26 protein-coding genes are annotated in these 23,805 nt (G+C 60.4%); 13 read left to right on the top strand and 13 right to left on the bottom strand.

Going from position 1 to position 23,805, the window contains the following annotated elements; all coding sequences use genetic code 11:
* Positions 1–15 precede the first annotated feature (15 nt).
* Positions 16–810 (top strand): enoyl-ACP reductase FabI, encoded by a 795-nt coding sequence (gene fabI, locus ACMXYH_RS14105; RefSeq protein WP_008152082.1) that lies wholly within the window; start codon positions 16–18, stop codon positions 808–810.
* A 182-nt stretch (positions 811–992) separates the two neighbouring features.
* On the opposite strand, the gene ACMXYH_RS14100 is transcribed toward fabI, so the two are convergent.
* Entirely contained in the window at positions 993–1,859 is an 867-nt protein-coding gene (locus ACMXYH_RS14100; RefSeq protein WP_415767450.1) for a LysR family transcriptional regulator, read from the bottom strand.
* A gap of 111 nt (positions 1,860–1,970) precedes the next feature.
* Here ACMXYH_RS14100 and ACMXYH_RS14095 point away from each other — a divergent pair, with 111 nt between their 5' ends.
* On the top strand, positions 1,971–2,396 hold the full coding sequence (locus ACMXYH_RS14095) for a VOC family protein (protein WP_415767449.1): 426 nt from the start codon (positions 1,971–1,973) through the stop codon (positions 2,394–2,396).
* On the opposite strand, the gene ACMXYH_RS14090 is transcribed toward ACMXYH_RS14095, so the two are convergent.
* From ACMXYH_RS14090 to ACMXYH_RS14070, 5 genes are all read right to left on the bottom strand, one after another.
* Entirely contained in the window at positions 2,365–2,964 is a 600-nt protein-coding gene (locus ACMXYH_RS14090; RefSeq protein ID WP_415767448.1) for a GGDEF domain-containing protein, read from the bottom strand. The genes ACMXYH_RS14095 and ACMXYH_RS14090 overlap by 32 nt on opposite strands.
* A gap of 74 nt (positions 2,965–3,038) precedes the next feature.
* Positions 3,039–3,617 (bottom strand): hypothetical protein, encoded by a 579-nt coding sequence (locus ACMXYH_RS14085; protein ID WP_415767447.1) that lies wholly within the window; start codon positions 3,615–3,617, stop codon positions 3,039–3,041.
* 1 nt (position 3,618) lies between these two features.
* Positions 3,619–5,787 (bottom strand): xanthine dehydrogenase family protein molybdopterin-binding subunit, encoded by a 2,169-nt coding sequence (locus ACMXYH_RS14080; RefSeq protein ID WP_415767446.1) that lies wholly within the window; start codon positions 5,785–5,787, stop codon positions 3,619–3,621.
* Positions 5,788–5,812: 25 nt separating this feature from the next.
* Positions 5,813–6,268 (bottom strand): (2Fe-2S)-binding protein, encoded by a 456-nt coding sequence (locus ACMXYH_RS14075; RefSeq protein WP_046048854.1) that lies wholly within the window; start codon positions 6,266–6,268, stop codon positions 5,813–5,815.
* Between the two features lie 322 nt (positions 6,269–6,590).
* Positions 6,591–7,436, bottom strand: coding sequence for an oxidoreductase (locus tag ACMXYH_RS14070; RefSeq protein ID WP_415767445.1), 846 nt, complete (start codon positions 7,434–7,436; stop codon positions 6,591–6,593).
* Positions 7,437–7,499: 63 nt separating this feature from the next.
* Here ACMXYH_RS14070 and ACMXYH_RS14065 point away from each other — a divergent pair, with 63 nt between their 5' ends.
* Positions 7,500–8,153 carry a LysR family transcriptional regulator gene (locus ACMXYH_RS14065; protein WP_415767444.1) on the top strand — a complete coding sequence of 218 codons (654 nt, stop codon included), beginning with the start codon at positions 7,500–7,502 and terminating at the stop codon, positions 8,151–8,153.
* Here the strand turns inward: ACMXYH_RS14065 and ACMXYH_RS14060 are convergent.
* Positions 8,080–9,438: an XAC2610-related protein gene (locus ACMXYH_RS14060; protein ID WP_415767443.1), complete on the bottom strand. Its 1,359-nt coding sequence runs from the start codon at positions 9,436–9,438 to the stop codon at positions 8,080–8,082. The genes ACMXYH_RS14065 and ACMXYH_RS14060 overlap by 74 nt on opposite strands.
* A gap of 181 nt (positions 9,439–9,619) precedes the next feature.
* On the opposite strand from ACMXYH_RS14060, the gene ACMXYH_RS14055 reads away from it, so the two are divergent.
* Positions 9,620–10,123, top strand: coding sequence for a VOC family protein (locus ACMXYH_RS14055; RefSeq protein ID WP_415767442.1), 504 nt, complete (start codon positions 9,620–9,622; stop codon positions 10,121–10,123).
* Positions 10,124–10,158: 35 nt separating this feature from the next.
* Positions 10,159–10,992, top strand: a complete 834-nt coding sequence (locus tag ACMXYH_RS14050; RefSeq protein WP_415767441.1) for a helix-turn-helix domain-containing protein — start codon at positions 10,159–10,161, stop codon at positions 10,990–10,992.
* Here ACMXYH_RS14050 and ACMXYH_RS14045 read toward each other — a convergent pair.
* The gene (locus tag ACMXYH_RS14045) at positions 10,989–11,573 is read right to left on the bottom strand and encodes a LysE family translocator (protein ID WP_415767440.1); all 585 of its coding nucleotides are present in this window, start codon (positions 11,571–11,573) and stop codon (positions 10,989–10,991) included. The genes ACMXYH_RS14050 and ACMXYH_RS14045 overlap by 4 nt on opposite strands.
* A 170-nt stretch (positions 11,574–11,743) precedes the next feature.
* Between ACMXYH_RS14045 and ACMXYH_RS14040 the strand changes: the two genes are divergently transcribed.
* The 5 genes from ACMXYH_RS14040 (at position 11,744) to ACMXYH_RS14020 (ending at position 16,118) form a co-directional block, all read left to right on the top strand.
* Positions 11,744–12,364, top strand: coding sequence for a LysE family translocator (locus ACMXYH_RS14040; RefSeq protein ID WP_415767439.1), 621 nt, complete (start codon positions 11,744–11,746; stop codon positions 12,362–12,364).
* A 73-nt stretch (positions 12,365–12,437) separates the two neighbouring features.
* A complete protein-coding gene (locus ACMXYH_RS14035; protein WP_415767438.1) occupies positions 12,438–13,478 on the top strand; it encodes a DMT family transporter in 1,041 nt (346 codons plus the stop codon).
* 80 nt (positions 13,479–13,558) lie between these two features.
* On the top strand, positions 13,559–14,641 hold the full coding sequence (locus ACMXYH_RS14030) for a bifunctional transcriptional activator/DNA repair enzyme AdaA (protein ID WP_415767437.1): 1,083 nt from the start codon (positions 13,559–13,561) through the stop codon (positions 14,639–14,641).
* 42 nt (positions 14,642–14,683) lie between these two features.
* On the top strand, positions 14,684–15,496 hold the full coding sequence (locus ACMXYH_RS14025) for an isocitrate lyase/PEP mutase family protein (protein ID WP_415767436.1): 813 nt from the start codon (positions 14,684–14,686) through the stop codon (positions 15,494–15,496).
* A 4-nt stretch (positions 15,497–15,500) separates the two neighbouring features.
* Entirely contained in the window at positions 15,501–16,118 is a 618-nt protein-coding gene (locus tag ACMXYH_RS14020) for a DNA-3-methyladenine glycosylase family protein (RefSeq protein ID WP_415767435.1), read from the top strand.
* A 154-nt stretch (positions 16,119–16,272) separates the two neighbouring features.
* Here ACMXYH_RS14020 and ACMXYH_RS14015 read toward each other — a convergent pair whose 3' ends face one another.
* The 3 genes from ACMXYH_RS14015 to ACMXYH_RS14005 all read right to left on the bottom strand — a co-directional run bounded on the left by ACMXYH_RS14015 (position 16,273) and on the right by ACMXYH_RS14005 (position 19,482).
* Complete coding sequence (locus ACMXYH_RS14015) at positions 16,273–17,370, bottom strand: extracellular solute-binding protein (RefSeq protein ID WP_415767434.1); 1,098 nt, start codon at positions 17,368–17,370, stop codon at positions 16,273–16,275.
* Between the two features lie 2 nt (positions 17,371–17,372).
* The gene (gene aguA, locus ACMXYH_RS14010) at positions 17,373–18,497 is read right to left on the bottom strand and encodes an agmatine deiminase (protein WP_415767433.1); all 1,125 of its coding nucleotides are present in this window, start codon (positions 18,495–18,497) and stop codon (positions 17,373–17,375) included.
* 100 nt (positions 18,498–18,597) lie between these two features.
* The gene (locus tag ACMXYH_RS14005; RefSeq protein WP_033054579.1) at positions 18,598–19,482 is read right to left on the bottom strand and encodes a LysR substrate-binding domain-containing protein; all 885 of its coding nucleotides are present in this window, start codon (positions 19,480–19,482) and stop codon (positions 18,598–18,600) included.
* 279 nt (positions 19,483–19,761) lie between these two features.
* Between ACMXYH_RS14005 and ACMXYH_RS14000 the strand changes: the two genes are divergently transcribed.
* From ACMXYH_RS14000 to ACMXYH_RS13990, 3 genes are all read left to right on the top strand, one after another.
* On the top strand, positions 19,762–20,166 hold the full coding sequence (locus ACMXYH_RS14000; RefSeq protein ID WP_129444785.1) for a PaaI family thioesterase: 405 nt from the start codon (positions 19,762–19,764) through the stop codon (positions 20,164–20,166).
* A 46-nt stretch (positions 20,167–20,212) separates the two neighbouring features.
* Positions 20,213–20,701: a GFA family protein gene (locus ACMXYH_RS13995; RefSeq protein ID WP_415767432.1), complete on the top strand. Its 489-nt coding sequence runs from the start codon at positions 20,213–20,215 to the stop codon at positions 20,699–20,701.
* A 100-nt stretch (positions 20,702–20,801) separates the two neighbouring features.
* Positions 20,802–21,590 (top strand): MipA/OmpV family protein, encoded by a 789-nt coding sequence (locus tag ACMXYH_RS13990; RefSeq protein ID WP_415767431.1) that lies wholly within the window; start codon positions 20,802–20,804, stop codon positions 21,588–21,590.
* A 79-nt stretch (positions 21,591–21,669) separates the two neighbouring features.
* Here ACMXYH_RS13990 and ACMXYH_RS13985 read toward each other — a convergent pair whose 3' ends face one another.
* On the bottom strand, positions 21,670–22,956 hold the full coding sequence (locus ACMXYH_RS13985; RefSeq protein WP_415767430.1) for an ATP-binding protein: 1,287 nt from the start codon (positions 22,954–22,956) through the stop codon (positions 21,670–21,672).
* Positions 22,957–23,664 (bottom strand): winged helix-turn-helix domain-containing protein, encoded by a 708-nt coding sequence (locus tag ACMXYH_RS13980; protein ID WP_415767696.1) that lies wholly within the window; start codon positions 23,662–23,664, stop codon positions 22,957–22,959.
* Between the last annotated feature and the right edge of the window lie 141 nt (positions 23,665–23,805).

Genomic DNA, 23,805 nt, shown 5'->3' with positions numbered 1-23,805 from the left:
AGAGAGGAGCAACACATGGGTTTTCTCGCCGGTAAGCGCGTACTGATCGTCGGTGTCGCCAGCAAGCTGTCCATCGCATCCGGCATCGCTGCCGCCATGCATCGCGAGGGCGCTGAGCTTGCCTTCACTTATCAGAACGACAAACTCAAGGGTCGTGTCGAAGAGTTCGCACAAAGCTGGGGTTCCAACCCTGACCTGTGCTTCCCGTGCGACGTGGCCAGCGATGAAGAAATCGCCAAGGTTTTCGTTGAACTGGGCAAGAAGTGGGACGGCCTGGACTGCATCGTTCACTCCGTCGGCTTCGCCCCGGGCGACCAACTGGATGGCGACTTCACCGAAGCCACCACCCGTGAAGGTTTCCGCATCGCTCACGACATCAGCGCCTACAGCTTCGTGGCCCTGGCCAAAGCCGGCCGCGAAATGATGAAAGGCCGCAACGGCAGCCTGCTGACCCTGTCGTACCTGGGCGCCGAGCGCACCATGCCGAACTACAACGTAATGGGCATGGCCAAGGCTTCCCTGGAAGCTGGCGTTCGTTACCTGGCCGGCTCCCTGGGCCCGGACGGCACCCGCGTCAACTGCGTATCGGCTGGCCCGATCCGCACCCTCGCCGCTTCCGGCATCAAGAACTTCCGCAAGATGCTGGCCGCCAACGAAGCGCAAACCCCGCTGCGTCGTAACGTCACCATCGACGAAGTCGGCAACGCCGGCGCCTTCCTGTGCTCGGACCTGGCGTCCGGCATCAGCGGCGAAATCATGTACGTGGACGGTGGCTTCAACACCACGGCCATGGGCAGCCTCGAAGAGTAATCTTCGGTCAGCCAACTAAAAAACCCGCCTCTTCAGGCGGGTTTTTTTATGCCTGCAATTTCAAGGCAGACTCGATCAAATGTGGGAGCGGGCTTGCTCGCGAATGCGGTGTGTCAGTCGATAGAAATGTTGAATGATCAACCGCATTCGCGAGCAAGCCCGCTCCCACAGGGGATTCGTGGTTAATCATCGATGTGGGTCAGGCAGCTGGAAAACAGCTGTTGGATCGGTTGTGTGCGCTGGCTATAACGCTGCAACAGCACAATCTCGCGGTAGAACGTCAACTCCCCCAACGGGATGATCCGAACCTTCGCCCCATGCTCAAGCCAGAGCCCCGCCTTGGGTAGCAGCGACACCCCCAATCCGCATTCAACCATCTTCACGATCGCCTCCAGCTCATCCAGCTCCAAAGCCACCTGCACATCAATCTGCTGCTCACGCAAAAACCGCGTCACCAATCTTCCGCCGAACGAGTTGCGGTCGTAGCGCACATGCGGATGGCTCGCGAGGATCTGCAACGGCGCATCGCCTTCAAGGTCCGCTGGCACGATCAATACAAACGGTTCCTTGCGGATGAGCTGCGCTGACAGTTCTTTGGGTAACTCGAACGGCGGCTTGATCAGGATCGCCAGATCCACCTCACCGGTGTCCACCTGACTTAACAGGTTCAGCGACACACCGGGCACCAGTTTCGGTTCCAGCAACGGCGCCTGTTGCCTCAGTCGAAGCAACGCCTGGGGCAGCAGTCCGGTCTGGGCCGTGGCCACCGCACCTATTTTCAACTCGCCGCGATACTCGCTGACATCATCGCTCACCGCCATGCGGCTGAAAGTCTCGAGCATTTCCCTGGCCATCGGCAATGCGCGCTGGCCCGCGGCATTGAGCAGCGCCTGACGCCCGGTGCGGTCGAACAAGCGAATACCCAGGGTCTGTTCCAGATTGCGAATCTGCGCGCTGACGGCCGACTGGGTCAGGCCGATGTGCATCCCGGCCGCGGCAAAAGTGCCGTAGCGCGTCACCGCAATGAAGGTTTTCAGTTCCCGCAGCATGGCGTTCTCGATTCATCGAAATAATTTGAGCTCGATGCAAAAATTATCGTCTTTTAATCAAAAAGCACAGGGCTAAACTCAATCTGAATCCAGACAGCCGAGGCACATCCGATGCAACTCTCCCCTTTTCACTTGGCCATCCCGGTCTACGACCTGACTGCCGCGCGGAATTTTTATGGCGAAGTGTTCGGCCTGGAAGAAGGTCGCTCAAGCGATCATTGGGTCGATTTCAATTTTTTCGGCCATCAACTGGTCATTCACCAGGCGCCGAAAAACGCCTCTCAAGAAGCCGCGCACACCAATGCTGTCGACGGTCATGACGTGCCGGTGCCGCATTTTGGTGTGGTGTTGGGGATGGCGGAATGGGAGGCGCTGGCCGAACGCCTGAAAGCCCTCGACACCCGATTCGTGATCGAACCGGGCGTTCGCTTTCAGGGATTGGTAGGTGAACAAGCGACGATGTTTCTCTTCGATCCGTGCGGCAACGCGCTTGAGTTCAAGGCATTCAAGGACGTAGGTCAATTGTTTGCCAAGTGAATACGTCGGCTTGTGCCAGCAGCTCCTCGATCGAGCCGGGGACCTGAGGGTTGCACTCGAGTTGTCCGATGCTGAAGCGGATGTCATAACCGCGATGCACCGTGGCATTGCGCTCTTCGAGTATTTCTTCGAGTCGCGCCCTGATCGCGGGAATCTCCACGACGCTTGAGCCGGTCAGCAACGCAACGAATTTGTCGCTGCCCAAACGGCCGATCACATCGCTCTCGCGAAAGGCAATGCGCAGCACATCAGCGAAGGTTTTCAGGGCGTTGTCGCCCTCGGCACGACCATAGAGATAGTTGATGTGTTTGAAGTCATCAATATTGAAAAGCAGCAGCGTCGCTGGCTTTTTCAGCTGTTGGCAGACATCCAGCCCTTGTTGGGCCAGCGCTGTAAAACCGTGTCGGTTGGAGAGCAGCGTCAACTCGTCCATGCTCGCCATCTGCACGCCCATCAACTCCTCCTCGGCCTTGCGGGCCAAGTCACGCAGCAGCTCGCGCTCCTGCAGTGGCGTGCGCAACGGGTCGGCGCACGCGCCTGGTTTTACCGGTTTGCCTGGGATCAGCATTACTCACTCCATTGGCGGGTATATTTCTTAGAGTCGTCCATACCCGGTTTGGCTCCCTGTTAACGGACCGCCGGTCAACTACCCACGACCGGACATGGCCCTCCCGCGTCAGCCCAAAGCTTGAACTGGGTGACGAAAATGTCGTGCGGCACCGGGACCGGCACCCTTCCCTGACCTGGATTCCAGCCCCAAAGCACCAGTTTGTCGTCGCTGACATGCTTGATCAGCGCGGCGAAATCGCGGTCGCCATTGCTGGAACGGTCCTTGATCATTGCGCACAACTGGTCGGCCGGCAGACCGATCCAGGCCATTTTGTGCGCGGCTGGCGGCAAGCTCCAGTGCGGCGCCCCTGGGGGTGCATGAGCGCCGTAACTGGCCGGCGGATTACTCTCGGCGTGGCAGGTAGCGCAGGGCAAACCCGCCGCGCCCTTGCCGTCCATGCCCCGCACGACGTTCATTGCGTGGGGAATCCCGGCGTCGAATTGCAACGGCGAATCGCCGGGGATATGGCAGTTCTGGCAGCGTGGGCTCTGAAAGACCTTTTGCACGGTATCGAACGCCTTGATGGCTTCCTTATCGTCAGCAAACAGGTCCTCGGCGTAGCCGATCAGGCCGATCAACACCACCGCGCCAAGAATCAGATGTCGTCTCATCTCACACCCCCGACAGTTGCAGCGGCAGTTCGCGCAAGCGTTGGCCGGTCAGGGAGAACACCGCGTTGGCCACTGCCGGCGCCGTGGGCGGCACACCGGCCTCGCCGATGCCGCCGGGTTTGTCGCTGCTGGGCACGATATGCACTTCCACCACAGGCATTTCGTTGAGCCGCAGCACTTGATAGTCGTGGTAATTGGACTGCACCACTTGCCCGTTCTTGAAGGTCAGTTTGCTGTGCAAGGTAAATCCGAGGCCGAAGGTGATGGCCGATTCCATTTGCGCCGCGATGCTCATCGGGTTGACCGCAATGCCGCAATCCACCGCACACACCACCCGGTGTACGCGGATCGCCAGGTTGTCCTGGGACACCTCGGCCACCTGGGCGACGTAGCTGCCGAAAGACTCATGCACCGCGACACCCAACGCATGGCCGTCCGGCAGTGGCGCCTTCCAGTTGGCTTTCTCGACGGCCAGGTTCAGCACGCCAAGATGCCGTGGATGGTCCTTGAGCAAGGTTCGTCGGTACTCGACCGGATCCTTGCCGGCCGCCTCTGCCAGTTCGTCGATCAGCGACTCCATCACGAACGCGGTGTGGGTGTGCCCCACCGAACGCAGCCAGAGCACGCGGATGCCGGTTTGCGGAGAATGCAAATCAACCTGGTGATTCGCCAGTCCCTCAAGATAAGGACTGTCGGCGACCCCTTCGACAGACGTCTTATCGATGCCATTTTTGACCATGGTCGCCTCGAATGACGTGCCCGCCATGATTGACTGCCCGACCATCACATGCTTCCAGGCGATCGGCAGGCCGCCGGCATCGAGGCCGATACGGGCCTGATGGAGGAACGCCGAGCGATAGTACCCACCGCGAATGTCGTCCTCCCGGGACCAGACGGTTTTTACCGGCGCGCCCGCTGCCTTGGCGACTTCCACGGCTTCTGCAACAAAGTCCGAGGTTGGATTGGCCCGGCGACCGAAACCGCCACCCAGAAACTCGGTGTGAATCTCCACCTGCTCGGGTTTGAGCCCGGTGATTTTCCCGGCGACCATTTGATCCAGCGTCTGGAACTGGGTGCCGGTCCAGATTTCGCATTTATCCTGGGTGATTTTCACCGTGCAATTGAGTGGTTCCATCGGTGCGTGGGCCAGGTACGGCACGCTGTACTCGACATCGATGGTCTTCGCCGCTTTACCCAGACCCGCCGCGACATCACCGGCCTGACTGGCCGACATGCCAGGAGTGGCGGCGAGTTTGCGGAAGCTTTCCAGCAGCTTCTGACTGTCGAGCCCGGTGTTCGGGCCCAGATCCCAATCAATCTTCAACGCATCGCGCCCCAGCTTCGCCGCCCAGTAATGGTCGGCAATCACCGCCACCCCGGTGGGCACCTGCACCACTTTGTGCACGCCCGGAATCGCCAGCGCTTCGGCGCCTTCGAAGGATTTGACGCTGCCACCGAACACCGGCGAGCGCGCGACCATGGCGGTCATCAGGCCGTCGAACTGCACGTCCATGCCGAACTTGGCGCGGCCGGTGATTTTCTCCGGGGTGTCCAGGCGCTTGGTCGGTTTGCCAATGATTTTCCAGTCCTTGGACTCCTTGAGCTTGATCGACGCCGGATCCGGTGCCGGCAGCTTGCCGGCGTCATCGGCCAGTTCGCCGTAGGTGGCGCTTTGATCGCCGGCAATCACCACACCCGATTCGGTGCGAATTTCGGAGGGCGCAACGTTGAAGCGTTTCGCCGCCGCATCGATCAACATCAAACGTGCCGCTGCACCGGCCTGACGGTAGCGGTCGAACTCCATCCAGGTCGAGGTGGACCCGCCAGTGATTTGCATCCCGCCAAACCCGGCCAGGCCATACTCGGCGGCCGAAGCCGGTGCATGTTCGACGCGGATCTTCGACCAGTCGGCGTCCAGTTCTTCGGCGATCAACATGGTCAGGCCGGTCCAGATGCCCTGGCCCATTTCCGAATGGCCGAGCAGCATAGTGACGCTGTTGTCATTGCCGATCCGTAAAAACGCATTGGGCGCGAAAACATTGCCTTGATTCTCGGCGCCGATCGCAAAGCGATGGCCACCGGGGATGACAAACGCCACCACCAGACCACCGCCCAGCACCGCGCTGCCCTTGAGGAAACCGCGGCGTGACAGAGGATTGAGGCTGTTCATTGTTCGGACTCCCGTCAACGTGGCATCAACCGATCTCGGCAGCGCGTTTGACCGCTGCGCGGATCCGTGGGTAGGTGCCGCAGCGGCAAATGTTGCCGGACAGCGCCTGATCGATGTCGCTGTCGGTCGGCTTGGGAATTTTCGCCAGCAACGCGGCGGCAGACATGATCTGCCCGGACTGGCAGTAACCGCACTGGACCACATCGAGTTCGGCCCAAGCCTGTTGCACCGGGTGCGAACCGTCGGTGGACAGGCCTTCGATGGTGAGAATTTTCTGCCCATGGGCCACGGCTGTGGCGGGGGTGATGCAGGAGCGCAGTGGTGCGCCGTCGACGTGCACGGTGCAGGCGCCACACTGGGCGATGCCGCAACCGAATTTGGTGCCGGTCAGGTGCGCGACATCGCGCAGGACCCACAGGAGCGGCATGTCTGCGGGGACATCCAGCGCCTGGTCCTTGCCATTGATGTTGAGGGTCAGCATTGCGATTTTCCTCAGACTCACGGTGTTCTGAAGGGGCGTCGCTGTGGCGGTGCAGAGCCTACGCGCGCCTCGGGTTATCCCTTCAGCTAAGCGCAAATTACCGGGTGAGACGGGTTCATCGACCACCGGTCACACAAAGAAGACTGAAGTAACTCACTCTGTGTAGCAGCTGCCGAGCCCGCGAGGCTGCGTTCGGCGACGTAGTCGTCGTGAAGTCAGGCTCTGCGGTGTGCCAGGAAAACTGCGTTCGCAGGGTTTACGACGACTCCGTCGCCGAACGCAGCCTCGCAGGCTCGGCAGCTGCTACGGACCGTGTTGGGGCTTAGACGTTGGTGGACACCGACAGCTCACGCCACGTCTGTAACTCCTCAGCGACGAAGGCGTTCTTGGCTTCGATCGCTGCGACACAGTCGCTGCCCAGCGGTAAGCGCAGCGGTGCTTTTTGCGCTTGCACCAGGGTGATCATGGCCTGGGCGAGCTTGTCCGGATCGCCAGGCTGATTCAGGGTCACGGCCTTGGCAATTTTACGCACCTCACCCGCCGTGCTGTCGTAGTCGGCAATCGAAGCCGGGGATTCGACCAGCGAATTGCCTTCGAGGAACTCGGTACGGAAGTAGCCCGGCTCGACAATGGTCACGTTGATGCCCAGCGGGGCCAACTCGGCGTGCAGCGCCTCGCTCAAGCCTTCGACGGCAAATTTGGTGGAGCAATAAACGCCGAAGCCCGGCCCTGATCTGTAACCGCCCACGGAGGAGAGATTGATCACATGTCCACGGCGAGCGGCGCGCATGTGCGGCAGGACGGCGCGCGTGACATTCAGCAAGCCGAAGACGTTGGTTTCGTACACACGTCGCACTTCATCGGCGCTGGCTTCTTCCACCGCACCGAGCACGCCGAAGCCGGCATTGTTGACCAGCACGTCGATGCGCCCGAAGTGGTCGATGGCCGACTTGGCAACCGCAACGCCTTGGGCTTCGTTGGTCACATCAAGGGTGGCGGCCAGCAAACCTGGCTGCTCGCCAAAACGCTGGGTGATGCTGCTGGCGTCACGGGCAGTGGCGACCACGGCGTCGCCATTGGCCAGCGCGGCGGCAGCGATCTTGGCGCCGATACCGCGAGAAGCACCGGTGATGAGCCAGACACGTTTGAAGTATTGGGAAGTGGTCATGATCGCGAATCCTTGTAGGCAGTTGGGGTAAGCACAAGGTACGCAGGAACATTGGTTGGAAAAATGCCCTCGTGTTACAAGCACTATGAAACGCTCTTTCATAATGGCGCCGATATGAATCACGACCCGTTTGATGGTTTGACCGAGTTTCTCGCCGTCGCCGAGCACAAAAGTTTCACCCTGGCCGCAACTCGGCTAGCCGTCACGCCCACCGCTGTCAGCCATGCGATCAAACTGCTGGAACGACGCACCGGCGTGCTGCTGTTTCAGCGCACCACGCGCCGAGTGGCGCTGACCGAAGCCGGCGCCAGCCTGTTTTCCCGCTTGCGTCCGGCGGCCAGTGAAATCGATGAAGCCCTGGCGGTGCTCAGCGGTTTCCGTGATCAGCCCATGGGCACGCTGCGACTCACGGCACCGCGATTGTCCGGGGCCTTGTTGATGGAGCCGCTAATTCCGCTGTTTCGCTCGGCCTATCCGCAAGTCACTCTCGATATTTCCCTGGACGACGCCACGGTTGACCTGATGGCCGGCGGCTTCGATGCCGGGATTCGAAAAAGGAGTCCTGGGCCGCCGCTGAACCGTCGCCTTCAGACCACGGCGCCGACCAAACCTTTGCCCAGCCGATGCTGCGCCAGAAGACGCATCAAGGTTGTTTCACGTAAGCCGCGCTGTACTTCTGATACTCACCAAAACCAGTCACTTCTGCGGCGCCGTTGAGCAACTGCAGGCGAAACAGCGGATCGCCCTCAGAATCCAGTGCAATGACAAGGTTGCCGGCGAGCAGCGGATACTGATGATGGACTTCAACAGGCGGATCCTTGAGCTGAAAAATGCTCAGGTTGATGTCCGCCATCTCGGGGCCGCTGTCGATTCCCGGTAATACTTTGAGGGTCAACTCGCCGACACGCTGGTCCTGGACATTGCTCACGAGGTAGCGCCCTTCTCGCTGACTGTCAGCAACCCGCTCAAGCTTTTGCGAGGCGACCTTGAACGCAGTCGGCCGCACATCGATGCTTAATTGACGGGAACCGTTGATCCACGTGCCGGTTTGGCGGCCCTGCTCGTTCGGCGTGCCTTCGACGAACCAGTTGCCGATCATCTGACCGTCGTCGTCCAGTTCACGCAGAACGATTCCACCCTCTTCGTAGGTATTGCCCACCAGCCGGATCGGTTTACCGCTGCCGGTCTTGCTGTAGCGAACTTCGCCAACATAGACATCACCCTGAAGTTGCCACCACAGCTCAACGGGGATCTTGTCATCCAGGGTGCCACGCAACATGACGGGCGCTTCACCGACGGGCCCCTCGAGACGACGACGCTCCGTCCACTGGCCGGACTTCAGTTCACGATCGGTAACGTCCACATAGCCAGAAGGCATGAACGGGTTGGCTTCCGACGGCTTTTGCACCACCTCTGTTTTCTCGGCCACCTTCACAGGCAAGTTGTCCTGTATTTGCCAAGTCGCGCTCTGGCGCCAGCAGCAACCGCTTTTGGACTGGGTATGCAGGCGCTTGGTGACCGGGTCGATCTCGAACATGCCCAGATTTGCGTCACGGGTCAGTGCGGAAAAGGACGTGCTCAACACGAGCGTCGGGCGCTCGGGATCGAACAGATAGATGTCGTAGGAAGGACCGCCATAGCCCGCGTCATTGCCATTGCGTACGGCAAGATCTTGCTGCCCGTCGAAATTGAAATCGCCGAACAACAGCAGACTTTGATCGGCATACGCCAGGTTGCGGTCGAACTCCGAAGCTTTGCGGCCAGGCTTGAACAGAGCGAACGCTTCGGCTGACTCGATGCGCTGCAGCACCTGCCCGCCGGCCCTTTCGCGCAACGTAATCAGCGCAGGAGCGCCGTCGAAAGTCTGGGCGGGCGGCTGTGCAAACAGCACGTCGATGACGTATTTCTTCGCGGGGTCAGTGAGGTGATACGTCAGCGGTTCGGCACTCACCGCAGCGGCGGTCAGCAGACAGGAAACAGCCAATAAACGAGGAATAACCATGATGCAGAGCGTCCTTGCGGCAAACCAGGTCCGCAGTCTAGCGGCTATCGTGTCATGCCGACATTGTTGATTCCGTCGACATAGGAAACTCTTTCAACTTGTCGATCTACGGTACGGCCAGACGACCCGAGGCTGACTACGCTGAAAGTCCAGCTTGAGAAATCCGTAGAGGAGCTACACCATGCACCGCGTACAAAAGCTCACGCCCTGCCTGTGGTTCGACAATCAGGCCGAGGAGGCCGCGAAGTTCTACTGTGCGATCTTCGATCATTCGAAAATCAGCGCCACCACCCACTACGGCAAGGCCGGTCAGGAGATTCACGACAGGCCCGAAGGTTCGGTGATGACGGTCAGTTTCGAACTGGACGGACAGAGTTTTACCGGCCTCAACGGCGGTCCCATCTTCACGTTCAATGAAGCGGTTTCATTTCAGGTCAATTGCCATACTCAGGAAGAAGTCGACCACTTCTGGGGACGTCTGTCCGCGGGCGGTCCCGTTGAGGCCCAGCAATGCGGCTGGCTCAAGGACAAATTCGGCGTGTCCTGGCAGATCGTACCGGTGGCCCTGATGGACATGATGAAAGACCCTGACACGGCGAAATCACAACGCGCCATGACGGCGATGTTGCAGATGAAAAAACTCGACATCGCTGCACTGCAACGAGCCTTTGACGGCGAGAGCTAATACACTTCGACGCTGACCTGCCGAGGACGCTGACCATGAAGCCCGCCGTTGCCAAAGACGCTGACAAAGCCCCGCGCTTCTGGCGCGACGACGCCCTGCCCTTCATTGAAGCCCGCTCCATCGCCGACGGCCGCGAGGTCTGCTACACCCGGCATTCCCACGAGCACTTTTCCATCGGCGCGATCACGGCCGGACGCAGTACCTACCACCACGAGCAATCGGAGTTTCAGGTCAGTGCCGGCACCGTGGTGCTGATGAATCCCGGTGATGTCCACGCCTGCAATCCCATCGATGACCAGCCGTGGTCGTACCTGATGCTGTACGTCGAAACCCCCTGGCTGACCGATTTGCAGCATCAGCTCGGTTTCAGCCAGGACCTGGCGTTTCGCCGGTTTTCCATCACCCACACTCACGACAGTGATCTGTATGCCGGTCTGAAAAGTTTGTACGACGTGCTGGTCGATGCGCAGCAAGACGTGTTGCGCAAACAAAGCGCGGCCGTGGAGTTTTTCACCGACGTGCAGCAGCGGCTCAACCCGATCGATCAACCGCTGCGAGAGCCCAATTTCAAACTGGAACGGGCGGCCGATTACATCCGCGACAACTGCACGCACCTGCTCAAGCTCGAAGACATTTGCGAGTCGGCTCAGCTATCGCCGTCCTACTTGATTCGTGCGTTCAAGCAGCATTACGGCATGACGCCCCACGCCTTTCTGGTCAACCGTCGCATCCAGTTCGCCCGCGATCAACTGCGCAGCGGCAAGCTGATCGCCGATGTCGCGCTCGAAGCCGGGTTTGCCGATCAGGCGCATTTTCAGCGTGCGTTCAAACAGCATCTGGCGGCGACACCGGGGCAGTATCGCGGCTAAAACAACAGGTACATTGCGCTCGCCGCCAGCAGCAACGCCATGCTCCGATTGAACAGGCGCATGCCCGCCGGGTTACTCAGATAGCCCCGTAAAAACGTCCCGGCATAGGCCCAGCAGCCGACGGACAGGTAGCAAATCACCAGATACACCGCCGCAAACTGCCAGACCAGCCGCGCCTCGCCATCCGCCACAAAAGCGCCCATGCCCGCTACGCACGCCAGCCAGGCTTTCGGGTTGAGCCATTGCATGACCGCGCCATACAGCATCGACGGCGCCCGGCCTGACTCCTTCGCATCCAGATGCCCATTGTCGGCGGCCAACTTGAAGGCCATGTACAACAGGAACGCCACACCCGCCCATTGCACCACCTGCGTCAGCGCTGGCCATCGCTGCAACACCTCATGCATCCCTAATCCCATCAACACCAACAACACAACGAAACCCAGCGTCGCCCCGGCCACATGCCGTTGACTGGCGCGAAAACCGAATTGCGCGCCGGAACTCAACGCCACGATGTTCACCGGCCCCGGGGTTATCGAGGCCACCAGTGCAAACGCCGCCATCGAGATAATCAGACTCATCACAGACCTTCTTCAATTCAGTTGAACGAGGCCTCAAGGTAAAGAGCGACCTGACGGCTGTATTGAACAAAACACCCCTCAGCTGTACCGCGACCGACGTCCACCACTGTATGGGTCAAGCCACCCCTGGCCTGTGATAAAAATACCGCTCCTGCTTTTGGAGCCCCGTCATGGACCTCGCCACCCTCACCCTGTTTCTTCCGGCCTGCTTCGCCCTGAACATGGCGCCCGGGCCGAACAACCTGTTGTCGGTCAGCAATTCGACCCGCTACGGCTATCGCATCGCCTGTGTCGCCGGGATCGGTCGGCTGCTCGCGTTCGCCGGCATGATCGCCCTCGCGTCGGCGGGGCTGGCGGTGGTGCTGCAAACGTCGGAGTTGTTGTTCTACGGGATCAAGATTCTGGGAGCAGCGTATCTGCTCTACCTCGCCTGGCAATTGTGGCGCGCGGATCCAGGGGCAGACACCGTGGTGGCGGGCGCGCCGGTGGGGATGCTGGCGTTGGCGCGGCAGGAATTCCTGGTGGCGGCCGGTAATCCGAAAGCGATCCTGATCTTCACCGCGTTCCTGCCGCAGTTCGTCGACTCGACCCAAGCTGTTTCGCCGCAATTCGCCGTGTTGGGCGCGTTGTTCCTGATGCTGGAATGGATCGCCATCGGCGCCTACGCCTACATGGGCCTGCACATGCGCCGCTGGTTCGCCGAACCTCGGGGCAAGCGGATATTCAATCGTTGCTGCGCGGGATTGTTGTCAGCGGCGGCTTCGGTGTTGCTGATGGCGCGGCGGGCCTGAGGTTATGGATTGACTGGACGCAACGCAGGTTCAAACTGCGTTTGATCCCGTATCAATACCCAACGAGCCTTGAATGAACCTGAACGTTATCTATGCCCTTGGCGCTGCCGCTCTTTTTGGCGCGAGTACGCCATTGGCCAAGTTGCTGGGCCTGAACCTTTCGCCGATCCTTTTGGCCGGGTTGTTGTACCTGGGCAGCGGCCTGGGCCTGACGCTCGTCAGACTGTTGCGCGACCGGGGCTGGCAGCCCAGCGGCCTGAAATCGTCGGAGTGGCCCTGGCTGATCGGTGCCATCGCTTTTGGCGGCGTGCTCGGGCCGGTGGCGCTGATGTTCGGTTTGACCCTGACCTCCGGCGCCACGGCCTCGCTGATGCTCAACCTCGAATCGGTATTGACCGCCGTGCTGGCCTGGGTGGTATTCAAGGAGAACGCTGACCGACGCATCGTCGCCGGAATGCTGGCAATCGTCGCCGGTGGCTTACTACTGGCCTGGCCCCAGAACCCGGCGCAGTCACAGGGCTGGATCGGACCGTTGGCGGTAGCGCTGGCCTGCGTCTGCTGGGCCATCGATAACAACCTGACGCGCAAGGTATCGGCTTCGGATGCGCTGTTTATTGCCGGCATCAAGGGGTTGATCGCCGGGATGGTGAACTGTTCTCTGGCGCTGTTGCTCGGCGCAACACTGCCACACATGACGGTGCTGGGGCCGACGTTGATCGTTGGTTTCCTGGGGTATGGCATCAGCCTGGTGTTGTTCGTTCTGGCGCTCCGAGGCCTGGGCACTGCACGTACCGGCGCCTACTTTTCCACGGCACCTTTCCTCGGCGCGGCAATCGCCATCCTGCTGCTGGATGAACCCGTCACGCTGACGTTTTGGGCCGCTTCGCTGTTGATGGGCCTTGGGGTATGGATTCACCTCAAGGAAAATCATGCCCATGAGCATCAACACGAGGCGCTCAAGCATGCTCATCGCCACGTGCATGACGAGCACCATCAACATGAACATTCGTTCCAGTGGGACGGAACCGAGCCCCACAGTCACGAACATGAACACACGCCGCTGCGCCACAGTCATCCACATTTTCCGGACATCCATCACCGACATAACCATTAGGCAGTCCTCATGACAAGTGACTGGAATTCTCTGTCGATTTTCCGGTGGAGGCGTTGGGCGACGCGTCTTATGCTCATGCCATGAACCTACAAAACGCTTTGCTTCCGCCCCACGCCGAGATGGTTCGCGCCATGCTCGAACGAGACACCGCCTACGAGGGGGTGTTCTTTACCGCGGTCAAAACCACTGGCATCTTCTGTCGCCCCAGTTGCACGGCGCGCAAGCCGAAGCCGGAGAACGTCGAGTTCTTCGCCCATGCCGATGAGTGCATGTCGGCCGGCTACCGCGCCTGTTTGCGTTGCAAACCGCTGGACGCGGCAGCCATTGCACCGGACTGGGTGCAGCGGCTGCTCAAATCGGTGGATGCCGACGCCGAGCAGCGCTGGACCGACGCGCAGCTGCTGGCCGAGGGCATCGAGCCGTTGAAACTGCGCCGCTGGTTCAAGCAGCATTTCGGCATGACCTTTCACGCCTGGCTGCGCACCCGACGCCTGGGCATGGCGTTGGGCGGGATCAAACAGGGCGATTCCATCGACAACGCGGCGTTCGATTCGGGCTACGAGTCCCTGAGCGGGTTTCGCGATGCGTTTCAAAAGTCCTTCAACATCACGCCCGGCCGCGCCGCCAACAGCGAGCCGCTGCTGTTCACTCGCTTGACCACCCCGCTGGGGCCGATGATCGCCATGGCCGAACGACGCGGGCTGGTGCTGCTGGAGTTTCTTGATCGGCCAGCGCTGACCAAGGAAGTCGAAGAATTGCAGAATCGATACGGCTATGCCGTCGCGCCAGGGCATAACGCGCATTTGCAGCAGATTGAAGCCGAACTGACGCAGTACTTCGCCGGCAAACTCACTGACTTCAACGTTCCACTACACTTGCCTGGCAGCGATTTCGCCCGACAGGTCTGGGCCGAACTGGCGAAGATCCCGTACGGCCAGACCAGCACCTACGGCGCCATTGCGGCGTTATTGGGCAAGCCCGGTGCCAGTCGCGCCGTGGGCCTGGCCAACGGGCATAACCGTCTTTCGATTGTCGTGCCCTGTCACCGGGTGATCGGCGCAGACGGCTCGCTGACCGGCTATGGTGGAGGACAACCGCGCAAGGCGTTCTTGCTAAGGCTGGAAAAAGCGGCGGTGCAGATCACGCAACAACTCGTATTCTGATCATTTACAGGTTTCTCAAATAGTCATAAGGAAGGACATTCGATGGACACGCTCGACAACCAATTTCACCAGTTGCACCAGGACGGCCTGCTGATTCTCACCAACGTCGCCGATGCCGCCGGCGCGCGAATCGTGGAGCAACTGGGCAGCAAAGCCGTAGCCACCAGCAGCGCGGCGGTGGCCTGGGCGCACGGTTATCCGGATGGCAATGCCCTGCCCCTTGAGCGCCTGATTTCAACGGTCGAGTCCATCGCCCGGGTGATCTCGGTGCCGCTGACCGTGGACATCGAGGCCGGTTATTCCGATGACCTGACGCGGGTGGCCGACCTCATCGATGCGGTGATTGCCGCCGGGGCCGTCGGGATCAATATCGAGGACGGTGCGTCCCCGCCCGAGCTGCTTGTGCGCAAGATCGAAATCGCTCGGCAGATTGCCAGTCGCCGAAATGTGAAGCTGTTCATCAACGCCCGGACTGATGTGTACCTCAAGAGCCTGGTGCCCGCCGAAGATCGCGTGGCAGAGACGCTCAGGCGCGCCGCGTTGTATCAGGCGGCCGGTGCCGATGGTTTGTTCGCGGCTGGCGTCAGGGCTGAGTACGAAATCGCTGCGCTGTGCCAGGGCACCACGCTGCCGGTGAACGTGCTCGGGCTCCCCGGACTGCCATCGCCTGAAGAGCTGAAAGCGCTCGGCGTACGCCGTTTGAGCGCGGGTTCCCGCATCGCCGAGTTTCTTTATGGCGCCATGAGCGCACTGGCCAAGAGCTTTCTGGAAACAGGGACACTCGACAGCCGTGATCTGAAGGCCTTCACCTATGGCGAAGTGAACGCCTTGTTGGCACCGTCCGGGAAAGCTTGACCCCATGCCCGACGTCTATCTGCCCGCCACCGAGTTTCTATCGTCCATCGATGAGGACTGGCGCCGCCACATCGCCGCCATCGGCCCTTGCCTGCATCAGCCCCATGCGGCTCGCGATCCTTATGAGTCGCTGGTGCGGGCGATTGCCTACCAGCAACTGCATGCGAAGGCCGGGGATGCGATTGTCGGTCGGTTGCTGGCGTTGTTTGGGACGGGCGCGTTCCCGAGGCCTGAACAGATTCTGGCGACCGAGTTCGATCAACTGCGCAGTTGCGGTTTTTCCGCCAGCAAGATCGCGACCATTCAGGGCATTGCCCAAGCGGCGCTGGACGGTGTAGTGCCGGATTACGCCACGGCACTGGCCATGGATGATGAGGCGCTGATCGAGCGGTTGATTACGCTACGTGGGGTTGGGCGCTGGACGGTTGAGATGTTGTTGATTTACAGCCTGGAACGGCCGGATATCTTGCCCGCCGATGATTTCGGGGTGCGTGAGGGATATCGGCGGATGAAGGGGTTGGAGGCGCAGCCCAATCGCAAGCAGATGATTGAGATCGGGTTGGCGTGGAGTCCATACCGGACGGTGGCGTCCTGGTATTTGTGGCGGATGACTGGCAAGTAGACCGCGTTATCGTTCTTTGCGAGCAAGTCGAATCGTCGCACCGCCGCTCCCACAAGGTTCTTTGTGTACGCAACATCTGTGCTCGACGCATAACCTGTGGGAGCGGGCTTGCTCGCGAAGGCGTCAGCACATTCAACACATCATCCAAGGCCAGTCACAACCCCGACTTCAACCGACTAAACGCCCGAATCAAAGCCCGATTGAACGCCTTGCCATTGTCATTCTTGCTATACAACGAAGCCCTCACCTCAGCCGACGGATACGTCCCCGGGTCATTGCGAATCGCCGGATCAATCAAGCCGTCCGCCGCCGTAATCGCGTTGGCGTAGTGGATGGCGTCAGTGATTGGCGCAATCACCTCCGGCGTCATCAGATAATCCATCAACGCCAGCCCCGCTTGCGGGTGCGGCGCATCCTTGGGAATGACCATCGCGTCGAACCAGATCAACGTGCCCTCCTTCGGAATCCGATAACTCAGCGTGAACGGCTTGTTCGCAGCCTCGGCCTGTCCGGCGGCGATGGCCACGTTGCCGTTCCATGACATCGCGACGCAGGTGTTGCCATTGGCGAGGTCGCTGATGTTCAGGTCATTGTCGAAGTAGCGGATATAGGGCCGAATCTTCGCCAGTTGCTGTTCAGCCCGTTTCAGGTCATCGAGGTTCTGACGGTTGATGTCCAGCCCCATGTACTTCATGACCGCGGCGAAAACCTCGTTGGGATCGTTGAGCAAACTGACCCCGCAATCTGCAAATTTCGACACCACCGCCGGGTCGAACAGCATCGCCCAACTGTCCCGTGGAGCGTCGGGCAGGCGCTTCTTGATTGCCTCTTCCTGATAGCCGATGCCGGTGGTGCCCCAAGCGTAGATCCCGGCGTAGCGATTACCCGGATCGAACACCGCCATGTGCTGGCGGAACTCATCACCCACGCCGGCAAAATGCGGCAGCTGTTGCGGATTCAGGGCTTGAATCGCACCGCTCTGGATCGCCCGGGACAAATGCTGACCCGCAGTCAGCACCAGGTCATAGCCGCTGCGGCCGGTGAGCAGTTTGGTCTCGACGGTTTCCAGGGAGTCGAAGTGGTCGGCCACCACGTGGATGCCGGTTTTCTTCTCGAAATTGGTCAGGGTGTCCGGGGCCAGGTACTCGCCCCAGATGTACAGATTGACCACCGGTTTGGCGGTGTCGGCAGCCTGCACACACAGGGGTGCGAGCACCAGCAGTAATGCTTGAGTCAGTTTGTGCAGGCCCATTTTCAAACTCCCTTTTTGCTGCAGGCACTGCCTGCGTACTGCGGCATGGTGATGCAGGCGACATTGCCGCCGCCGAGGAGGATTTCCCGAGAGTTTTCGATACCGACGATTGTGTGTTGCGGGAACAGTTCGGCCAGAGTCGCCTGCGCCGCCTGATCATGGCGATCACCAAACAAAGGCACCACGATCGAGGAATTGCCGGCGTAATAGTTGATATACGAGGCGCAGATTTTCGTCCCGGCCTGACGGGTGTGCGTGCTGTCTTGCTGATCCAGGCCTTCGGCTTCCTCGGCGGTCCATTCCAGCACATCCGGTTGCGGCAGCTTGTGCACTTTCAGCTCGCGGCCACGGCTGTCGCGGGTGCTGCGCAGAATGTCGTAGGCCTCCTGGTAGATTTCCCATTGCGGATCATCGCGATTATCGGTCCATTGCAGCACCACTTCACCGGGGCGCACGAAGCACGCGAGATCGTCGACATGGCCGTCGGTTTCGTCGAATTTGCAGCCCCGTGGCAGCCAGATGATTTGCTCGGCACCGAGGTAGTCGGTCAGTCGCCGGGTGACTTCTTCCTTGCCCAGGTGCTGGTTGCGATTGCGGTTGAGCAGGCATTGTTCGGTGGTGAGAATGCTGCCCTGGCCGTCACTCTGGATACCGCCCAGCTCGGCAATCAGCGGCGCGCGGTAGCGGTCGAACCGTTCAATTTCGAGGATTTTGCTGGCGATCTGGTCGTCCTTGTCCCACGGGTAATACAAGCCGCCATCGAGGCCGCCGTATGCGTTGAACTCGAAGTCCACGCCGCGCACCTCACCGCTGTCGTCGTTGACCACAAAGCATGGGCCACTGTCCCGGTACCAGGTGTCGTTGCAGGTCATTTCCACCACCCGCACTTGAGGTGGCAATTGGCGGCGAGCGGTGGCGAACTGCGCGGCGGACGCGCACACGGTGACCGGTTCGCTCCGGGAGATGGCGGTGACGATTTGCACCCAGACTTTCTGCGCAGGCTTGGCACCATTGCGCCAGACATCGGTGCGCTCCGGCCAGCCGAGCCAGCAACCGGACTTGGTTTCGAATTCGCCAGGCAAACGGAAACCATCGAGTTTGGGGGTGGAGTCGAGCAAACGTGCCATGGTCAAACCTCATCAGCGGGGATTGGAATAACCACAGGCTACGGTCGCCGGCGCCCTCCTCGCCAACGAGGATTATTTCGGAATACTTGAATTCAATTCATCAATCGATCAGCTGATCGTTGAACCATTCCAGCATCTGCGCCACTGCCGGGCGCTCCAGCCGCACCCGCTCACACACCAACGCATATTGGCCGAGTGCAGTCATGCTGGAGGTGAACGGCCGGACCAGCCGACCGCTGAGCAAATCCTCCTGCGCGGTCAAGTTATCGCCCATGGCCACGCCCTGCCCTTGGGCCGCCGCTTCCAGCGCCAAACCGGCGTGGGCGAAATACAGCTGCCGTTCCGGGCGCTGATCACCGGCATGGCTGGTGAGCCAGGCGGTCCAGGTCTTGCCGTCCTGATCGTCGTGCAGCAGGCAATGACGCGCCAGATCCTTCGGCGTTTTCAAGGTGCCCTGGTTGAACAGTCCGGGGCTGCACACCGGGAAGAACTGCAACGCCGGCAACGGCCGGACGAAGTACGCGCTGCTGTCCACCGGGCCGGTACCGTAAGTGATCGCCAGGTCGATGTCTTCGCCCGGCGCCGTGGCGTCGATCGGTTGTTCGTAGAGGTGCAAAGTGATGTGCGGATAGCGCGCGTAAAAATCCGTCAGGCGACTCATCAACCACTTTTGCGCCAGCTCGGCAGTGACCGCCAGGCGCAACACCGCCAGCGATGACGGGTCACGCAGTTCATCGCAGGCGTCGCCAATCAGCTCGAAGGCCTGCTGCAAGCTTTGCATCAGGCGCCCGGCGGCCATCGTCGGGCGAATTTGCCGGCCTTCTCGGATGAACAACGTCACGCCCAATTGCTCTTCGAGCTGGCGAATCTGATGGCTGACCGCGCTGTCGGTGACGCACAACTCCGCCGCTGCCCGGCCGAAATGGGCGTGACGGGCGGCGCATTCGAAGGTTCTGAGTGCTGCTAAAGAAGGCAGTCGTCGCATGAGTTCAGCCCCAGTGATGAAGGCGCTCATGCTGCCTTGGTCATTTGCGGGCGTCCAGCGGGACCGCGTTATCGTTCATCGCGAGCAAGCTCTCTCCCACATTTGATCTAAGTCGTTCACAGAGTTTGTGTTCACAGGAGATCCCCTGTGGGAGCGAGCTTGCTCGCGATGAGGCCAGCACATTCACCACAAATCCAACGCCCCATCACCCTCCCTTATCCACCATGACTTCCCCCCAAACCCGGCGCATGTTGAATCTCTCAATCGGAGGGATTCGCCATGCTCAACACACTCAAACAGATCAACTCAACCTCAGCCTTTAACCGCTGGGCCGGTTTCGAAGTCACTCGCGCCGAGAGCGGCGAAGCCGAGCTCACCATGGCTTTTCGCGAGAGCGATATGGCGCAGTACGCAGGCTTCCTGCACGCCGGACTGATCGGCGCGCTGCTCGACACAGCCTGCGGATTCGCAGCCGGAACGGTCGCCGGCAACGTGCTGGCATCGCATTTTTCAGTGAGCTGCCTGGCACCCGCCATCGGCGAAGTGTTCATCGCTCGGGGTCAGGTGGTGAAGGCTGGCAAGAAGCAGGTGTTCGCCCGCGCCGAGTTGTTTGCGCAAACCGGCGATCAACTGAAACTGGTGGCGACCGGCGATGCGATTCTCGTACCGGTCGAGGGGCGCTGAAGGTCTAGGCTGTCTTGGGTAAGTTCCAGACCTGTCGGAGGTTCCCATGCAGCTCGAAGGCTCCTGCCATTGCGGCTCGGTGTCGTTCAGTTTGACCAGCGCCCACCCCTACCCGTATCAACGTTGCTACTGCTCGATCTGCCGCAAGACCCAGGGCGGTGGCGGCTACGCGATCAACCTGGGTGGCGATGCCGCCAGCCTGAAGGTGCGCGGTCGCAAGCACATCGCGATTTATCACGCACGACTCAAGGACGAAGGCGATAAACGCACCCACAGCAGCACCGCCGAGCGGCACTTCTGTTCTCTGTGTGGCTCAGGCTTGTGGCTGTTCAGCCCGGAATGGCCGGAGCTGATTCACCCGTTTGCCTCTGCCATCGACACCCCGCTGCCGGTGCCACCGGAGCACACGCACTTGATGCTCGGTTCCAAGGCGCCGTGGGTGGAAGTCGAGGCGCATCCTGGGAATCAGCAGTTCGACGTCTATCCCGAAGAATCCATCGCCGAGTGGCATGACCGCTTGGGTTTGAGCCGCTAAGCCGGTTCACAGTCTTTGACAGTTTCCCGACAAAGCTGTCAAAGATTGCTGGCCGGCAGCCGCCTAGCATGGGCGCATCCAAACTCCCACGGGTGCTCGCATGTTTCGCTCGCTATGTCTGTCGTTGACTTCGCTTTGCCTGCTCATTCCCACTGACTCTTTGCGCGCTGAAGACTGGCGCTACACCTTGCGGGCCGGTGCAGCCAGCGTGCCCCGTTACAGCGGCAGTGACGAACGCGTGGTGGCGCCGCTGCTGGGCGGTGAAATCGTCAGCCCTTACGGATTCTTCCTGGACACTGAAAAGGGTCTGGGCTGGGCGTTTGACGAGAACGACTTCGGCCTCAGCGTGCACATCGGCGCCAGTGATGTGCGCAAGGATCGCAAGACCGGGTTCAAAGGTTCGGATGAGCTGAACGGCATGGGCTCGATCAAGTCGCGCCCGGCGCTGGGGCTCGACGGGACTTACCACATGGGGCCGATTATCCTCGGTGCGAGCTTTGAGCATGCGCTGGAAAAAGACGATGACGATCATGACACCGGCTCGGCATGGAACCGGTTGAAACTGAGCATCAGCGCGCCGTTTTATGAAGGTGAACATGGCAAGGTCGTGGGCAGCCTCAATAGCCAGTTTGGTGACAGCAATTACGTGCGCACCTGGTACGGCGTCAGCGATGCCCAAGCGTCGCGCAGTCGGTTCAGGGCTTATGACACCCATGGCGGGCTGGTGAGTCGCGGGGCGGATTTGACTTGGACATTGCCCATCAATGATCAGTGGAGTGTTTCGACGGTGCTGGCGGTGCAGTATTTGGCGAATGATGCGGCGGACAGTCCGATTGTTGAGCGGCGGATGCAGACATCGCTGGCTGGGCAGGTTGTGTACACCTTTTAAAAGATCGCAGCCTTCGGCAGCTCCTACAGGGTGTACGACATGCCAATGTAGGAGCTGCCGAAGGCTGCGATCTTTTGATCTAATCCAGGTGTGCCCAGGTCATGCGAAATGACGCCCCGCCCCACGGCGAGTCCGCCACTTCCACTTGCCCGCCATGGGATTGCGACACCCGCCGCACCAGCGCCAGGCCCAGGCCGAAGCCGCCAGTGCGGCGGTCGCGGCTGGCGTCCAGGCGCGAGAACGGTTCGAAGATTTTCTCCCGCCCGTCCATCGGCACACCCGGCCCGTCGTCGTTGACCCGCACTTCGTAGTGATCACCGGTGCGCACCAACGACACTTCCACCCGCTCATCGGCATAACGAATGGCATTGCGCAGCAGGTTGATCACCGCCCGGGCCATGAAACGCGGCTCGATGCGGACCTCATCGACCTGACACTCGACAATCAGCAATTGCACGCCGGCGGCTTCGGCTTCCAGCGCGACGCTGCCGACCACGCTGTCGAGCCAACTGCTGGCCTGAATGTTTTCCCGAGTGATCACCGTGGCGCCGCGCTCGAAGCTGGCATAGGTGAGCAGTTCGGACACCATCTCTTCCAGTTCGCCGAGGTCGGCGTACATGTCAGCAATCAGTTCACGGTTATGGGTTGGATCGGGTTGCTGCTTGAGCTGGTCAAGCTCGAACGACAGCCGGGCAATCGGCGTACGCAGTTCATGGGACACCGCGTTGGTCAGCTCGCGCTGATTGGCAATCAGGCTTTCGATGCGCGCCGCCATCAGGTTGAAGTGGTCGGCCAGGTCACGAATGTTCGAACGCTTGGAAAGCTGAATACGCGCCGATAAATCATTATCGCCAAAACGCTCGGCCGCCAGACGCAGCTTCTCCAGATCGCGCCAGTGCGGCCGTACCCAGAAAAGCAACACGAAACCGATCATCACCGCGATCATCAGATAGGCCGCGGCAATGTAGAACGGCATCAGGCTCGGTTCGGCCGGCAGCTTGATGCTGAGCAGTTGCGAACCGTCGTCAATGCGCGAGATGAACTGCGTGTATTTGTCGCGAATCACCAGCAGGCCCTGGGCCAACTCGGCTTTCTCCTGCTCGGTCAGGGACAATTGATCGGTCTCGACCAGGGTCAGGCCCAAGCCGTAGTGGGGGCGCACCGCTTCCAGTTGTCGCTCCCGGGCCGAACCGTCCAGACCGTGCAACTGCTCGGCCAGCGACCAGGCCTGGCCACGCACCGCCTCTCGGTTGTAGCTCTGCATCTGACCGTCGAGCAGCGCATCGAACGTGCGCTCGACGGTTTGCAGCCCCAGCACCAGGCCCACCGTCATCACCAGAAACAACCCCAAAAATAACCGCAGCATTTACAACTCCCACGCAAACGGATTGAACAGGTAACCCTTGCCCCAGACGGTCTTGATGCACACCGGTTCTCGAGGGTTGTCCTTGAGCTTGCCTCGGAGCTTGCTGATGTAGACGTCAACGCTGCGGTTGAGACCGTCGAAGGCAATACCGCGCATGCGGTTGAGGATGTCGTCGCGGGACAGAATCTTGCCGGCGGCGCTGGCCAGCAACCACAGCAGTTCGAACTCCATGGTGGTGAGTTCGATGCCCTCACCCGCCAGCCGCACTTCCCGGCAGCTACGGTCGATGCTCAGATGGCCGAATTCCAGCGCGCTGCACACGCCGCTGTCCGGCGACTGGCGGCGTTGCAAGGCGCGTAACCGGGCCAGCAGAACCGGCGGTTTGATCGGTTTGATCACGTAGTCATCGGCGCCGGACTCCAGCCCGAGAATGTGATCAAGGTCATCTTCCTTGGCGGTAAGAATGACAATCGGCGTGTCGGATACGCTGCGGATCTCGCGGCACACGTGCAGACCGCTCTGGCCCGGCAGCATCAGGTCGAGCACGACGACTTTCGGTTTGAATTCGAGGAACGCGGCCAATGCGAGGTCGCCGCGATGCACCTGCAGCACCTCAAAACCGTGTTGGGACAGGAAATGCGCGATCAGCCCGGAGAGCTTTTCGTCGTCTTCCACCAGCAGTACTTTGCCAAAACCCAGGTTATCCATAACGCCCGTCTGCCAACCCTTGTGTGAAGTGGCCGGCATTATGGCGCCAATCGGTGACCGGACGGTTATCGCAGGCAGCAAAAACCGGCCACGGGGGCCGGTTTTCGGAGATGTTTCATTCTTTTAAGAGTTTTTAACAAT

It is taken from the genome of Pseudomonas frigoris, from assembly GCF_047758635.1.
GTDB lineage: Bacteria > Pseudomonadota > Gammaproteobacteria > Pseudomonadales > Pseudomonadaceae > Aquipseudomonas > Aquipseudomonas frigoris.
The sequence above is the reverse complement of the archived record's forward strand: the minus strand, read 5'-3'. Positions and strand labels throughout refer to the sequence as shown.

Coding starts and splice junctions, on each gene's coding strand:
- aguA (WP_415767433.1), bottom strand. CDS start 18,497: ATGGCACGTTTGCTCGACTCCACCCCCAAACTCGATGGTTTCCGTTTG.
- ACMXYH_RS14040 (WP_415767439.1), top strand. CDS start 11,744: ATGGACCTCGCCACCCTCACCCTGTTTCTTCCGGCCTGCTTCGCCCTG.
- ACMXYH_RS14055 (WP_415767442.1), top strand. CDS start 9,620: ATGCACCGCGTACAAAAGCTCACGCCCTGCCTGTGGTTCGACAATCAG.
- ACMXYH_RS13990 (WP_415767431.1), top strand. CDS start 20,802: ATGTTTCGCTCGCTATGTCTGTCGTTGACTTCGCTTTGCCTGCTCATT.
- ACMXYH_RS13995 (WP_415767432.1), top strand. CDS start 20,213: ATGCAGCTCGAAGGCTCCTGCCATTGCGGCTCGGTGTCGTTCAGTTTG.
- ACMXYH_RS14050 (WP_415767441.1), top strand. CDS start 10,159: ATGAAGCCCGCCGTTGCCAAAGACGCTGACAAAGCCCCGCGCTTCTGG.
- ACMXYH_RS14060 (WP_415767443.1), bottom strand. CDS start 9,438: ATGGTTATTCCTCGTTTATTGGCTGTTTCCTGTCTGCTGACCGCCGCT.
- ACMXYH_RS13980 (WP_415767696.1), bottom strand. CDS start 23,664: ATGGATAACCTGGGTTTTGGCAAAGTACTGCTGGTGGAAGACGACGAA.
- ACMXYH_RS14025 (WP_415767436.1), top strand. CDS start 14,684: ATGGACACGCTCGACAACCAATTTCACCAGTTGCACCAGGACGGCCTG.
- ACMXYH_RS14035 (WP_415767438.1), top strand. CDS start 12,438: ATGAACCTGAACGTTATCTATGCCCTTGGCGCTGCCGCTCTTTTTGGC.
- ACMXYH_RS14095 (WP_415767449.1), top strand. CDS start 1,971: ATGCAACTCTCCCCTTTTCACTTGGCCATCCCGGTCTACGACCTGACT.
- ACMXYH_RS14015 (WP_415767434.1), bottom strand. CDS start 17,370: ATGGGCCTGCACAAACTGACTCAAGCATTACTGCTGGTGCTCGCACCC.
- ACMXYH_RS14100 (WP_415767450.1), bottom strand. CDS start 1,859: ATGCTGCGGGAACTGAAAACCTTCATTGCGGTGACGCGCTACGGCACT.
- fabI (WP_008152082.1), top strand. CDS start 16: ATGGGTTTTCTCGCCGGTAAGCGCGTACTGATCGTCGGTGTCGCCAGC.
- ACMXYH_RS13985 (WP_415767430.1), bottom strand. CDS start 22,956: ATGCTGCGGTTATTTTTGGGGTTGTTTCTGGTGATGACGGTGGGCCTG.
- ACMXYH_RS14030 (WP_415767437.1), top strand. CDS start 13,559: ATGAACCTACAAAACGCTTTGCTTCCGCCCCACGCCGAGATGGTTCGC.
- ACMXYH_RS14090 (WP_415767448.1), bottom strand. CDS start 2,964: ATGCTGATCCCAGGCAAACCGGTAAAACCAGGCGCGTGCGCCGACCCG.
- ACMXYH_RS14020 (WP_415767435.1), top strand. CDS start 15,501: ATGCCCGACGTCTATCTGCCCGCCACCGAGTTTCTATCGTCCATCGAT.
- ACMXYH_RS14070 (WP_415767445.1), bottom strand. CDS start 7,436: ATGACCACTTCCCAATACTTCAAACGTGTCTGGCTCATCACCGGTGCT.
- ACMXYH_RS14065 (WP_415767444.1), top strand. CDS start 7,500: ATGCCCTCGTGTTACAAGCACTATGAAACGCTCTTTCATAATGGCGCC.
- ACMXYH_RS14085 (WP_415767447.1), bottom strand. CDS start 3,617: ATGAGACGACATCTGATTCTTGGCGCGGTGGTGTTGATCGGCCTGATC.
- ACMXYH_RS14075 (WP_046048854.1), bottom strand. CDS start 6,268: ATGCTGACCCTCAACATCAATGGCAAGGACCAGGCGCTGGATGTCCCC.
- ACMXYH_RS14000 (WP_129444785.1), top strand. CDS start 19,762: ATGCTCAACACACTCAAACAGATCAACTCAACCTCAGCCTTTAACCGC.
- ACMXYH_RS14005 (WP_033054579.1), bottom strand. CDS start 19,482: ATGCGACGACTGCCTTCTTTAGCAGCACTCAGAACCTTCGAATGCGCC.
- ACMXYH_RS14045 (WP_415767440.1), bottom strand. CDS start 11,573: ATGAGTCTGATTATCTCGATGGCGGCGTTTGCACTGGTGGCCTCGATA.
- ACMXYH_RS14080 (WP_415767446.1), bottom strand. CDS start 5,787: ATGAACAGCCTCAATCCTCTGTCACGCCGCGGTTTCCTCAAGGGCAGC.